The sequence below is a fragment of the Sunxiuqinia dokdonensis genome, assembly GCF_001270965.1.
Lineage (GTDB): Bacteria > Bacteroidota > Bacteroidia > Bacteroidales > Prolixibacteraceae > Sunxiuqinia > Sunxiuqinia dokdonensis.
This window is the reverse complement of sequence record NZ_LGIA01000214.1, coordinates 13,139-27,798: the sequence shown is the minus strand read 5'-3', so window position 1 is coordinate 27,798 and position 14,660 is coordinate 13,139. Positions and strand designations below refer to the sequence as shown.

General features: G+C 46.5%; 8 protein-coding genes. 1 reads left to right on the top strand and 7 read right to left on the bottom strand.

Features of this window, described 5'->3' with window-relative positions; genetic code table 11:
• Positions 1-28: 28 nt before the first annotated feature.
• Complete coding sequence (locus NC99_RS20435) at positions 29-1,918, top strand: sulfatase-like hydrolase/transferase (RefSeq protein ID WP_082326616.1); 1,890 nt, start codon at positions 29-31, stop codon at positions 1,916-1,918.
• Between the two features lie 62 nt (positions 1,919-1,980).
• On the opposite strand, the gene NC99_RS20430 is transcribed toward NC99_RS20435, so the two are convergent.
• The 7 genes from NC99_RS20430 to NC99_RS20400 all read right to left on the bottom strand — a co-directional run bounded on the left by NC99_RS20430 (position 1,981) and on the right by NC99_RS20400 (position 14,562).
• A complete protein-coding gene (locus NC99_RS20430) occupies positions 1,981-2,358 on the bottom strand; it encodes a hypothetical protein (protein WP_157625111.1) in 378 nt (125 codons plus the stop codon).
• Positions 2,359-2,483: 125 nt separating this feature from the next.
• Positions 2,484-3,059, bottom strand: a complete 576-nt coding sequence (locus NC99_RS20425; protein ID WP_053188476.1) for a DUF3109 family protein — start codon at positions 3,057-3,059, stop codon at positions 2,484-2,486.
• 160 nt (positions 3,060-3,219) lie between these two features.
• Positions 3,220-4,752: a 2,3-bisphosphoglycerate-independent phosphoglycerate mutase gene (gene gpmI, locus NC99_RS20420; protein ID WP_053188474.1), complete on the bottom strand. Its 1,533-nt coding sequence runs from the start codon at positions 4,750-4,752 to the stop codon at positions 3,220-3,222.
• 163 nt (positions 4,753-4,915) lie between these two features.
• A complete protein-coding gene (locus NC99_RS20415) occupies positions 4,916-7,429 on the bottom strand; it encodes a S9 family peptidase (protein WP_082326615.1) in 2,514 nt (837 codons plus the stop codon).
• A 251-nt stretch (positions 7,430-7,680) separates the two neighbouring features.
• Positions 7,681-9,033, bottom strand: coding sequence for an NADP-specific glutamate dehydrogenase (gene gdhA / locus NC99_RS20410; protein WP_053188467.1), 1,353 nt, complete (start codon positions 9,031-9,033; stop codon positions 7,681-7,683).
• A 240-nt stretch (positions 9,034-9,273) separates the two neighbouring features.
• Positions 9,274-9,924 carry a response regulator transcription factor gene (locus tag NC99_RS20405; RefSeq protein ID WP_082326614.1) on the bottom strand — a complete coding sequence of 217 codons (651 nt, stop codon included), beginning with the start codon at positions 9,922-9,924 and terminating at the stop codon, positions 9,274-9,276.
• 18 nt (positions 9,925-9,942) lie between these two features.
• Entirely contained in the window at positions 9,943-14,562 is a 4,620-nt protein-coding gene (locus NC99_RS20400) for a PEP/pyruvate-binding domain-containing protein (protein ID WP_053188461.1), read from the bottom strand.
• Positions 14,563-14,660 lie beyond the last annotated feature (98 nt).

Sequence of the window (14,660 nt, the reverse complement as noted above, 5' to 3'; positions counted from 1 at the left end):
CTAAACGACGAAACTGTCTATATTGACAATGAAAAAAAACAACCAATTCCTGGGCCTGGCTCTGCTTACAACAATTGGACTGAACGCCTGCCAGAGCCAGCAAGCGAAAGAATTGCCCAACATTTTATGGCTTACCAGCGAAGATAATAGCCCGCTATTGGGTTGTTACGGTGATGTATTTGCCACAACTCCAAACCTGGACCAACTGGCATCGGAGGGCTTTTTATACACCCACGCTTACGCGAATGCGCCAGTCTGCGCACCTGCAAGAAATACCATTATTACTGGTGTTTACGCCAATTCGGGGGGCCATCAGCACATGCGAAGCTACTACCAGAAATCGGATATTATCCGGCTTTTTCCTGAATTTTTAAGGGAAAAGGGTTATTACTGCACCAACAACTCGAAAGAAGATTACAACATCGCAGCGGAACAGTCAGATTCGATTTGGAACGAAAGCAGCGGGAATGCACATTATAAAAACCGCCGCCCAGACCAACCATTTTTTGCTATTTTCAATTCCACTATCAGCCACGAGAGCAGCTTGCACAAATGGGTTCCAACGGAAGAACTCCGGCATAACCCGGTAGAAGTACAGTTGCCGCCCTACCATCCTGACACGCCGGAAATGAGACACGACTGGGCTCAGTACTATGACAAAGTGGAAGACATGGATACCTGGATTGGCGAAAAGCTAAAAGAACTGGAAGAATCAGGCTTGGCCGACAATACCATCGTTTTTTATTATGGCGATCATGGCGGGGTATTGGGTCGAAGCAAGCGATTTGTTTACGAAACCGGCACCCGCGTCCCGTTTATCGTTCGCATCCCCGAGAAATACAAACACCTGTTTCCGGCAGAAAAAACAGGTTCAAAAATCAACCGACTCATCAGCTTTGTCGATTTGGCGCCAACGCTGCTAAGCATTATAGGGGTTGAAATACCCGACTACATGCAAGGAGATGCATTCCTGGGAAACCAGAAAACAGCAGATCCGCAATACGCCTGCATGTTCCGTGGCCGTATGGACGAGCGTTACGACATGAGCCGTGCCGTGCGCGATCAGAGGTTCCGCTACATCCGTAACTACATGCCCTACCGCATTTACGGGCAGCACTTGAACTACCTTTGGAAAGCGCCGTCCATGCCTTCGTGGGAACAGGCTTATTTGAATGGTGAATGCAACGAACAACAATCGATTTTCTGGAATACCAAACCCGCAGAGGAATTGTATGACACCGAAAATGACCCTTGGGAGGTTAACAACCTGGCTGAAGACCCGAACTACAGCGAAGTCATGGAACGGATGCGGAAAGCCAATAATGATTGGATGATTCGTATTTTCGACACCGGGTTTATTCCCGAAGCCAAACGAAACATGATGGCTGAAAATCAACCGATTTATGATTTACTCAGAACAGGCCAGCTTCCACTCGAAGAGATTATCGCAACAGCCGAGCTGGCCACTTTGGGCAAAAAGGAAAACCTTCCGCAACTCATTCAGCTGCTTAGCAATAATAGTGAAATCATTCGATACTGGGGAGCAACAGGACTTTTGAGCTTGGGACCGGATGCACAATCCGCGAAAGACCCATTGAAAAACGCCTTGGAAGATTCATCGCCCAATGTAGTCACTGTGGCCGCCGAAGCTTTGTATTATTTGGGTGAAGAAGAAACAGCGCTCGAGGCCTTGCTAAATGTGCTGGATCATCCCGACCCGTTTGCACGCACGCATGCGCTGAATGCCATCGACTATACCAACGAATTCACCCCTGAGGTTCAGGATGCGATTATGACCATGACAGAAAAATTCAAGGACGACAGAAGCCCTAACCGGTACGACCTGCGCGTAGTAGAATGGCTGCTGGATAAAAACAACATTGACAAAAGCACGCTCGATACGGGTACTGCCTTATAAAAAAAGCATCGCCAGTCGTGCAGAAGCTGAAACACCAGCGATGCTTTTTTCTTTTTTTGAGGCTATTCCTGCTTCTTCTTTGTTGCGGTAAGCTGGGTAGGTCCTTCGGGCGACTGAACTTCACCAGCCAGTTTTCCATCGTCAAGCAAACAGGCCACCTTAATGAATTCATTGTCGAGCGTTACGCCAAATGTTAGTTGGTTGTCTTCGAACTTCACTTGTTCACCTGGAATTTTGGTTCCATCCATAAATTTAACAACTAAGGTCAGCTCACCATCTTTTTCCGCAATAATCAACTGCCCTTTACTGTACTCGTATGCCGCCGCCGGAACTTGATATTCCCAGGTACCTTTTATACTTTCGTTTTCGGATGCACTCGCCGGAACGGCAATCAGCAAGCTGACGGTAGCCAGCACAAAAAATAAACAGATTTGTCTCATTTCATTTGGTTTAATTGGATTACACATTGGAATGAATCTCAAAAAAATTTCGACTCAAGCCCCCATAACACCACCAAATTTATGAAATAAAGAAATACGAATTGGGTGAATTAAAAAAAGAGAAGCTATTTCTTCCAGGGCTCTGCCTCGGCAGCAACCTCAAGCTGTTTGTACCAGCTCTCGCCGTATTTACGGATCAAAGGTTCTTTCAGAAATTTGTACAAGGGAAGTTTCTGACCGCGACCACATTCACGGCCCGGCTTGCAGATTTTTAGTTCCTGGTAGTTCACGGCATCAAAACGCTTGTACTCGGAGATGCGGATGGGAAAAAGGTGACAGGACACCGGCTTTCGAAAGTCGGTTTTGCCATCCAGGAAGGCTTTTTCGACGGCACATTTCACAATGCCATGCTCGTCTTTAAAAGTGAACGCACACTCGCGGTTGTTCACCAGCGGCGTTACCGTATCGCCGTCCGAATCCACCACGCTGGTTCCCTGGTGCCCAACAACGGCTTTTCCCTCAGATGTCATGTATGGTTCCACTAACGGCAGAATCTCTTCAAGCTTAATGGCCTCTTCCTGAGTTAGCGGTGCTCCCGAATCACCTTCCACGCAGCAGGCTCCTTTGCATTTAAATAAATCACAAAGGAAGTGTTCCTCCAACAAATCCAAACTTACAAGGGCTTTTCCAATTTCCAGCATGTGCTCGATCCTATAATGAGAAAGGAAGGTTGTATTAAAATTTCAGTTAAAGAGTCACCCTGAACTTGTTTCAGGACCTGTTTCAATCTCTGGAAAGATCTGAAACAAGTTCAGGGTGACGGGATCAACGAAACGATCTTAATGCAACCTTCCCAACTATTTATCGTTCAATCAAAACTTTTCCGGTCATTTCCTTCGGAATTTCCAATCCCATTTCCGAAAGTAGCGTGGGAGCAACATCAGCCAAAACCCCATTGCTTAGCTTCAAATTTTTGTCGTCGCTCACATAAATGCAAGGAACCGGGTTCAACGAGTGTGCGGTATTGGGCGATCCATCAGGGTTAACCGCATTGTCCGCGTTTCCGTGGTCGGCAATAATCAGCACATTGTAGTTGTTGGCACGCGCAGCTTCCACCACTTCTTTGGCACAGGCGTCAACCGCCGTAATGGCTTTGCTGATTGCCTCATAGTCGCCGGTATGGCCAACCATATCACCGTTTGCAAAGTTCAGGCAAACAAAATCCACTTCGCCTTTGTGCAACTCAGGAATGATGGCATCCTTAATTTTGGGTGCCGACATTTCGGGTTGAAGGTCATAAGTCGGAACTTTCGGCGATTGGACCAGAAGGCGGCTTTCTCCCTCAAATTCCTCTTCGCGGCCACCACTGAAAAAGAAGGTGACGTGTGCGTACTTCTCGGTTTCGGCAATCCGGATTTGTTTCAAGCCGGCTTTCGACACGATTTCGCCCATGGTGTTGGTTGGATTTTCTTTTTCAAAAATGACATTGACATTCTTGAAATCCGCTTTGTAACTGGTCATCGTGTACCATTCCAGGTTCATGGTGTGCATGCCGAATTCAGGTAAATCCTGTTGCGTAAATGCGATGGTGGTTTGACGCAAACGGTCGGTGCGGAAGTTGTAGCAAATCACCACATCTCCTTCTTCAATCACCCCAACCGGGCTGCCATCTTCTTTCACCATACAAATGGGCTTGATAAACTCGTCGGTTACTCCGGCGTCGTACGAAGCCTGGATGGAAGCCAACAAATCCGTTGATTTTTCACCTTTGCCTTTGGTGTATAAATCGTAAGCCAGTTTCAGGCGGTCGTAATTTTTATCCCGGTCCATGCCGTAGTAGCGCCCAATGATAGAAGCGAATTTACCGTTCGTTCCCTTCAATGCTTCCAGGTCAGTTTCGAGGAAACCGTAGCCTGAACGCGGGTCGGTGTCACGGCCATCCGTCAGTCCGTGAACAAATACATCTTCGAGTCCCAAATCGGTAGCCATTTGGCAAAGGGCCACCATATGCGAACTCAGTGCGTGCACACCTCCAGGGCCAACCAGCCCGATCAGGTGCACTTTCTTATTGTTGTCTTTGGCGTATTGATAAGCTTTCAGCAATTGTGGATTTTCCCACAATGAACGATCCCGTATTGCTTTGGTAATTTTCACCATGTCTTGATACAGCACACGGCCGGCACCAATATTCAGGTGTCCCACTTCGGAGTTACCCATTTGTCCGTCGGGCAAGCCTACGTTTTCGCCTGAAGTAAGCAATTGTGAGTTGGGATATTCTTTCAGTAATGAATCCATAAACGGCGTTGGAGCGGTTGCCACGATGTCGTTTTTCGAGCCGTCACCGATTCCCCAGCCATCCAGAATCATCAAAAAGGTTTTTTGTACAGAAGCCATAATTTATAATCGTTTTAAATAATTAACTATTTGCGGCACAAAAGTATTCAATTTTCAGGTGGATTGAAAACCAGAAAACAAGGTCCGCCCAAAATTTAATGATTCCTTGATCTCCTGATTGACTTAGTGTTCTCCATCGTCTGATTGTATGATCGTTTTGCGCCTACAAATTTTTCTCAGGATACAGATCGCCCCATTGCTGCGGCTGGTTTTTCAGTTTCTTATCGAACCACGACATGATGGTGTAGTGCCATTTCAGCCGTTTGTCGTAATCCAACACCCAGTGGTCTTCGCCTTCAACCAACACCATTTCCACCTCTTTGCCCAGCAGCTTTAGAGCAGCGTAATACTGTAAACTTTCGCCAACCGGTACATTGGTATCTGCCGTTCCGTGCAGCAACAAGATCGAGTTGTTAAATTTGTCGGCATTGTACAACGGACTGTTGTCCACAAAAATATCTTTTCGGTTCCAGGGGTAGCTAAACTTGGCAGCTCCGGCGTTGTAGGAATAGCCCCAGTAGCCCTCGCCCCAGTAGCTGGTGATGGAACTGATGCCCGCATGCGAAATGGCTGTTTTAAACAAGTCGGTCCGGGTTTGCAACAGCATGGTGGTAAATCCGCCATACGACGCACCAATACAGCCAACATTGGCGGCATCCGCTTCGGGATGTGCAGCCAAAAACTTTTCCGTTCCTTCAATAATGTCATCAATCGCCTCAGCGCCCCAGCCATTAACATGCAGGGCCGAAAAGTCCTGGCCAAAGCCGGTTGCTCCGCTGGGTTGCATCACGTAGACCAAATAACCGCCAGCTGCCCATACATTTTTCGGATAGCGTCCGCCAAACGAACGATCAGTTGGCGATGTTCCGCCATAAAAGTTCACGATGACCGGGTACTTTTTCCCGGCTTCGTAACCCGGAGGATAATACACGCGCCCGGAAATGCTTGTTCCGCTTTTGTTGGTGAAATTCCAGTCTTTGGTTGTTCCGAACTCAATGTCTTCAAACTGCTCCTTTTGCGGGAAAGCCATCAGCTTGCTGCTTTCCTTCTTCAAGTCGAGCGCAAACAGTTTTTTGGGCATTTGCTGGCTGTTTCCGGTGAAAACGGCTACTGGCTTGCTATTGGCAAAATCAATGGAATTGAGCACCTCAACCGGCAATTCAATTTTCCGAAAGCCTTTCTTTTTCAGATCGAATTCATACAAAACCTTAAAATCCTGCTCAACAGCCGACAGGAAAATCCGATTGCCTTGAGTCCAGCTTGCATCATCAACCGACGGGTCAAAATTCTTGGTGATGGGTTCAGCTTCCCGGGTTTTGAGGTCAAACAGAAACAGCTGCGAATCGTAGCTGTTCGGAATGCGGCCGTCACTCACATTCACCCCAAGCGGGCCAAAACACTCGGGCCCGCCTTTTACCAACAATTGTGTCCCATCGGGCGAATACTGGCAGGATCCGCCGTACAGTTTATCTTTCCAGATGGTATCAAGCACCAGCGTTTTCAGGTTCATTTCGTACAAATCCTGTTTCGAGAAGGGCACCTCGGCGTAATCCATTCTGCGGGTCGAAAACAGAATTTTGCTTCCATCAGGATGAATATCGTGTAAACTCGACGAAAAACTGCCGGCAGTCAGTGGCACAACTTGCCCGGTTGCCACATCAATTTTACTTAGAAATGAACGGTTGCGAAAACTTGGCTGGCGATCGTCGTTCCCAAAAATGCGCTTTAAGTCGCCCGCCTTCTCTGCTTTCACGCTTCTCGAATAGATCACAAAAGCCTCACTGTCAGCCCATGTATATCCGGAAAAATCCTCCAGATTTTCAGCCACTTGCGTTTCAACCCCCGAAGCCAGATCGTAAACATATAAATCGGCTTTCCCGTCAAACCAAAGCACATAACTCAGGCGATCCGATGTGGGCAGCCATTTTATTTGTGAGATTCCGGGATTCCGAAGAATGGCAACCGATCGCTTTTGCTCCAAATCATAAATCTCCTGCCACGATTTGCTTTTTCCCGTTTTCTCTACCTTCTCTGAATAACTGGTCAACACGTACTTTCCGGAAGGCGAAACCTTGGCCGACGACAGGTCTTTCCCAGCCAACACGTCGTAAATCGTTAGATAGCGATTGGGCGATAAACTCCAGTCTATTTCCGCAGTTTCGAATTCTTCTTCGGCAGTAAATTCGGCACGGAACTTCAAAGAATCTTCGCCCGCAACCAACTTGACGAGTACCGGGTGCTTGCCCGATTGAAGCTTGAGTTCGACTTTATTTTCCGATAGGCCAGCTTCCTTTTGTGTCTTCTGAAGTTCGCCATCGACATAAATTTCACAAACCGCGTTGGTTGCCAATTTCAATGAACCTTTCGTCCAGCGATCAGTCGAAAGAAAACCAGTCAGCACAACCATCTCACCGGCATTGGCCGTTATCAGGCTGTCCTGGCCCAATTCAATCGATGTCCAGGAGTAGTCGGCAAATTTTAATGAAATTTGAGCATGCTTCAGCAAATCAGCCGTTTCAAATTTCTCTCCTTCAACATTTGGACTGTCTGCAAAAGCAGGCAAATTTAATTTCTGTGGAACTGTTAAATTCCATTGTCTCAAATCAATTTGGTTCTGCCCCAACATCACTTGTGCAGCAATTAGGAATAGCAATAAAAATCCTGTTCGTTTCATCATTATTTTCTAAAAAGATTTCTGACCTCTTGGTATGGATCAATTCATTAAAGCGCTAAAATAGCAACTACAGGCCATAATCAACATGATATTTATTTGTGAATTTGAATTCGTTTGAAATAACTGCGGGGTAAGGCGCGACCAACGGCAGTACGGAAGCAATAAAAAAAACCGCACAGCCCAACATTTTGGAAAGAACCAATGTATGTTGAATTGTGCGGTTGTCCGGATCACAGTCGAAACAACAGCGATTCTTATACCACTCCCTGGGCAATCATCGCTTCAGCCACCTTGATGAAGCCACCAATGTTTGCTCCTTTTTGGTAGTCGATGTAGTTTTCATCTTCCCGTCCGTATTTCACGCAGGTATCGTGAATGCTTGTCATGATTTGCTGCAGGCGCTCGTCAACTTCCTCACGGGTCCATGGCAGGCGCATGGAGTTTTGCGTCATCTCGAGTCCCGATACGGCTACACCACCAGCATTCGCCGCTTTTCCGGGAGCATAAAGGATTTTGGCTTCCAGAAAGACGTCGATCGCTTCGGCAGTCGATGGCATGTTGGCTCCTTCAGCAACCACGAAACAGCCATTTTTAACCAAGGTTTTGGCATCGTCTTCGTTCAGCTCGTTTTGTGTGGCACACGGCAAAGCCACATCACAGGCAATTCCCCACGGGGTTTTGCCTTCGTGGTATTCGGCGCCATACTTGTCGGCATATTCCTTAATCCGGCCCCTGCGAATGTTTTTCAGTTGCATCACGTATTCCAACTTTTCGCGGTCAATGCCATCTTTGTCGTAAATAAAACCAGAAGAGTCAGACAAAGTCACGACTTTTCCACCCATATCCAGCACTTTTTCGGTGGCAAATTGGGCTACGTTGCCCGATCCTGAAATCACAACCACTTTTCCTTCCAGGCTGTCGTTCTTCAGTTTCAGCATTTCCTGAGCAAAATAAACGGTTCCATAGCCAGTTGCTTCTGGCCGAATCAAACTGCCCGAATATTCAATTCCCTTGCCGGTCAGCACACCGGTAAATTCGTTTTTAATCCGTTTGTACTGGCCAAACAAATAGCCAATTTCTCTTCCGCCCACACCAATGTCACCGGCAGGCACGTCGGTGTTTGGCCCAATGTGGCGTTGCAGTTCCGTCATGAAACTTTGGCAAAAACGCATCACTTCGTTGTCCGATTTTCCTTTTGGGTCGAAGTCGGAACCACCTTTTCCACCACCCATTGGCAGGGTAGTCAGACTATTTTTAAAGACTTGCTCAAAGGCCAGAAATTTCAGGATTCCAAGATTCACCGTTGGGTGAAAGCGTAAGCCGCCTTTGTAAGGTCCAATAACGCTGCTCATTTCGATACGAAACCCACGGTTTACCTGCACTTCACCTTTATCATCAATCCACGGCACCCGAAAAATGATGACACGCTCAGGCTCAACCATGCGCTCCAACACTTTATTGTTGAGGTACTTTGGATTTTCATTGATAAAAGGCATCAACGAAGCAGCAACCTCTTGCACTGCTTGGTGAAATTCAGTTTCGTTTGGATTTTTGGCAATTACTTTTGCCATCAATTCATCTACTTTTACATTTAACAAATCAGCCATAATACGATATTTTTTGGTTTATTTAATTCCTTTGATACTATGAAATCAGCTGTTTTACCGAAGTGAACAGCCAAATCGAATCGTTTCACCAAAAATAATACAGAAGCGGGCAAACCTTAAATTTGGGGGCCTAATTAGGTGATTCACCTATAGAAGGAAGACGGTTATAAATAATGGAAGGCGGTTGCAGCCCCTTGAAAACAGTTGCGTTTGGCAGTTACCAATGGGCTGCCGTCGTTTTCAAATTTCAATGATGTTATTTTTAATTGAAAATTTAACCAACTCGACCATGCTTTTGAGCTGGAGCTTCTGCATGATGTGGTTTTTGTGGGCATCAACAGTCCGGACGCTGATAAACAATTCATCGGCAATTTCCTGGTTCGAATAGCTTTTTCCCCAAAGCCGGAGTACTTCAATCTGCCGCTCGCTCAAACTGTCCAAGCCCTCGTTTTTATTTTCCGGGGTTTCCAGCTTGTTAATATACTGGTTGAGTACCATCTGGCTGATTGAACTCGTAAAATAATCGAAGCCATTTCGCAAGGTGTAAATGGCTTCAATCAGCTCCTTTTTCGACGCTTCGCGCCCCAAAACGCCTTTGGCTTTTGATTTCACGATTTTGATAATGGTTTCTTCACTGTTGTCGAACGACACGACCAGCAGCCGGGCTTTGGGATTAATCAGCGACAAGCGCACAATCAGGTTCATGGTTCGCACGGAAGTATCATGAATGGCGAGCACCAGAATATTCAGATTTCCGTTTTGGGCAAACACCATCAGCTTGTCCTTATTTTCGGTGCAAAACAGCACATCAAAATCCGGGACTTGCTCCAGAATGGCCGCCAGACCCGTGCCCATTAGTTTATGCTCGTTATATATTCCAATGTGAATCATGCTCCTGGGGTTTAAACATTATAGGATGATGGCCGACGTTTTCGTTTTTCCGTTCATCACCACCCGTAGCGGATTTTTAAAACGTACGTGTTTAAAGTAGTTTGTTTCTGAAACAAGGGTTTGCTCGTTCAACAGATCCCAACGAATCACATCGGTTGAAGAATGATGAAGCACCGAAAAATAGCCAATATTCATGGAGGTTACGTTGTGGAAGAAGTGCGAGCCCAGCGACGAATCCAGCGGAAAGTTTTCGAGGCTGGTTTCCACAATCACCTTTGCATTCGATATTTGTGCCCAATTGACCGGAATGCCCAAAAACTGGTCGCGTGTGCCCCAGCGTCCCGGCCCAATGAGAATATACTTTCGCTTTTCCTTCACCATTTTGTTGTTCAAGGATTCTATTTCGGCGGCCATCTCCATGGTTTTCATCTTGTTGAACTTATCGGGAGCAACAAAAATGACGTCCGTGATTTTATTGATTTCACCATTCCCCAGGCTCATTCCCGAGCGAAGCAGCATTTTCTCCGGATCAATGGCATTAAAATCAAAATAATGCGACTCGAGGCTGGCCAGCAGCGGTTTTATTTGCAACAGATAGAACGTAGGAAGACCATGCTTGCCCGGTGTCAGATCAACGGCAAATTCAATTTCAACCGGCGAACCAAAAGCTTCCTCAACGGCATTTAAAATCGCATCAATGGTTTTGGCCAGCGGAATGTATTCGTATTGCAGAATGTTGGCAAAGTTGACAACCCTCGGTCCGTAGGTATCGAGCCCCGGTTCTATGCGGTCGTTGTCGGGGTTGTAAACCGAAGCACAATGTTTCAGGGTGCCATGTTTTTCGGCTTCTTCGATATCCAGCAAATCGAGCGAGGCCAATTCGCCTTTGTTCAGTAAGTCGAGGTCAAGGTTCGTACAATTCAGCCCGTAAAACTTCACTTGGGTACTGTTGAGCAAATCCTTGATTCCATAGACCGAAACCTTGGGATAGGTTGGCGAAAAACGGTACGACTTCCAGCCTCCCACCACGTAGGTTCCGAGCCCGATGGCGATCACGGCAAAACCTTCTTCCGGCTTCATATCGGCCACCGGATAATAATTGTACGACTGGGCCACCCCGCTAATATGTGGATAATAGTGGTCGCCATGATACGAGCCCACCAATTCCTGCAAAACGATGGCCATTTTTTCATCTTCCACCCGATGCTGAATGGCTTCAAAATACGTGCGGGCCCCGTCAGAATAGATTGAAGCGTACACCATCTTGATGGCATTGGACAAATGTTCAGCGACCTTACGCTTGTTTTGCTTGCTGTTGGGAATAATGTAGGTGTCGAACACGCCCGAAAAAGGATGCGTAATTGAATCTTCGGAGGTGCTGGATGAGCGAACAGCAATGGGTTTGTCGATTTGATTGGCCAGAATTTTCAGCTTACGCATAAGCGAACTCGACAGTTCGGCCTCAAAAAAGCGTTTTCGAAGTTCACTGTAGCTGATATCCGGGTCAGTAACCACCTCGATCAGGTTATTTCTGTTGATAAAGTTTTGAAACTCATTGGTGCCAACAATAACGGTAATTGGTGTGGAAATATTAATCTGCGACGCCAGGGCCGAAAAATCGTAGTTATAAATCAACACATTGATGAAAGCCAATCCGCGTCCTTTTCCTCCCAGCGAACCCGCGCAGAACGACACGATATTGCGCTCATCAAGCGTGGCGGTTTCATCAAAGCCCATAATTCGTCCCTTCTTCTTCTCCTCCCGATATCGGTTAATCGTTTCGAGGAAAAATTTGCGCGACTCGCCCACGTTCTCGATCGAATTGACCGGAACCGGGTTCAGGGTTCGAGCCAGCTGGATTTCGCCCCGGGCCATCAGCCAAAGTGAGAAATTATTTTCGAGGGCATGAAGATAAAACGACTCATCCGGTATTTTCTGCAACAGGGTCTCAAACTCGCGTAACGACTTGGCGACGGCTATTTTTTCATCCTTGGCATTCAGAAAAACAAAATTTCCGAAGCCCAAATAATTTTTCAAAAAATGCTTCAAATCCTGCAATAGCGTTTCCGAATTCTTATCCAGAAAAACAGCGTCGAGCTTTTTGGCGTAATTCCGGTTACTTACCTCCGACGACTGAAGCACAACCGGCAATTTGTGGATATTGGCCTTGGCATATTGAATAAAACTGACTCCTGCCTTTTTATCCATTCGCCCGGCACGCTCAAATTCCATATCGCTAATCACACACAAAATAAAATCTTTGTACTTATTGAAAATTGCGGTGGCCTCCTCATAATTTTTTGCCAGCAAAATTTTGGGGCGCGAACGCATGCGTCCGATTTTGTCGAGCTCATTTTTCTCCACCTCAGGCAAAATTTGCTGCACCTGGTCGAACACAATAGAATATAAAAATTGCAGGTATTTGGAGTAGTACAAGGGCGAATCTTCGATCACCAAAATCACGCGCACCAAGCCAACGCGGGTATCATTTTCAACATTCACCCGATCCTCAATCGATTTGACGATGGCGAAAAGAATGAGTGAGTCGCCATTCCAAACAAACAACTGATCGACGGAGTGGATGGTCGGAAGCAAGCCTTCGAAATACTTCAGGTCGCTCTTTTTATTGAGCAACAAATAAATTGGAATGGATTTATTTTTATCGCGGATTTGTTCGCTCAAATCAATCGGCGCCTTCCGGTCGAGGCCTGCCATCAGGATGACCAGGTCGAAGTTGGTGGTCTCCAGCAATTCGAGCGCTTCTTCAGCCGACGAGACACCGGTAATTCGCGGAAGCGAAAACAGGCTGTACTGGTAGATTTCACCCAGAAATTTCTCAAAAAATGAATCTTCACTTTCGAGCATAAACGCATCGTACAGGGTTGAAACAAACAAGATGTGCTTCACTTTGTACTTCATCATATCGAGATAGACATACTTCTCGAGCGACTGCTGGTTAAAATAAAGTTGCAGCGGCTTTTTGGTGCGCACCAGCGATTTTCGAAATTCGTCGGACCGGTGCTGGCTGCTGATCACCACACCTTTGTTGTTGATAATTTCAAGACCTTTGTGACTATTCAGGTAGCCACTGACCAACTTGCTGATGTTTCGGATCAGGTCACGTTCTTCGCGCAAAAAAGGGCCCTCCTGTTCATCGGGAAATTGTTTGAGATAAAACACCTCGATGCTCCCTTTTTTATTGTCGATCGTCATCAAGCCTTCCTGCTGCACCCACGGTGTTTCGTCAAAATTGGAAGTGATGTACTCGCGCCGTTCGAAACGGATCCGGCAAGCGGTAAATTTCGGGTACTGCCACGACTGCGGTAAAATGTTACAAATGCGCTGCAGCGCTTCGTCAACACTGTTGCTTTCTTCAATAATTTTTGAAGTTTGATTGATGGCCTGAAGTTCTTTCTGCCGTTCCGTATTCACACGATGCAAGCGGGTAAACATGTTTTTCACGGCCCGCCCGGCAATCAGCTCAGCCAAATTATTCAGCAAGTTGCGCTCTTCCTTCAAAAAAGGGCCTTCGTCAAGCTCCGGAAACTGTCGGGTATAAAACACTTCAATGCTGCCTTTTTTCGTAGTATCCGTCTGAAAAAACTGCTTAATCATCCAGGGAGTCTCTTTAAAACCAACAGATTTATAGCTATTTCCCCCATAATTGATGCGTACAACGGTATCCTCAGGATATTGAAATGAAGCAGGAATAATGGCACAAATTTGCGGCAGGCTGTCTTCCAGCTTTCTTGAGCGTTTCAGAATTTCATAGGTGCTGTTAATGCCCTTTAGTTCTTTCAATCGTTCGGTATTTTCAAACAGGAGATCTTTGAGCGCATATTGGCTGATGGTGCCCAAAATGAGCGAACTCAGATTTTTCAAAAAATTGCACTCTTCATTCAGAAAAGGGCCATCATCAGCATCCGGAAATTGGCGGGTGTAAAAAATTTCAACGCTGCCCTGCCTTTGATCGGGCGTTTCAAAAGTTCGCCTGAGGCTCCACTGGCTTTCTTTAAATCGTTTGCTGGTGTAGCTTTCCCCATTGTAAACGATTCTCGCCTGCGCATGTTTGGCGTGCTGAAAAGCATGGGGCAGAAACTCGCACAATTCGGCTAAACTTTCAGACAGCGTGGTCGAGTTCGTTAAAATCTCGTTGGCCCGGTCAATTCCGGTCAGTTCCTTTTTGCGCTCTTCATGCCGGTGAGTCAAGTCTTTTAGCCTGATATTGGCAATCGCTCCGCTGATAATCGTACGCCAAAACGGCAAGTGTTCCTTAACAGCCAGGTAATCCTGCATATTTTCAGAGCCCACCAAATCCGTGTTGAAATAAACTTCGATGACGCCTTCGGGATCTTCCGACGTTTCAATTAAACTGCGCAAAACCATGGCAGAATGTTTAAAGCCCTTGCTCAAAAACTCCTGCTTATTGTAAGTAATGGCAACCGCAATGACCGCCGGCGAGGCTCCTTCCACAATTTTGTTGGCCGCCGCTTTCAGCAAAGTCGGCAGTTTCGGCTTTCGCTCAACCTGGCTCACAATAGCTGGCCCAATAGCCGCCAGTTGACTCGCGTGTACGGAAATGGCCGGCTCATTGCCGGCGGTTTGTTCCTGTTTATTTTTTCCTGACCTGCCCCTCATAACTGCTGGTGTTTATTTCAAATAAAGCGAAAAATCAAAATAACGAATCCACTCCGAAACGCAAAAGCACTTCCGGGAGAATACAAATATAGCGAAGT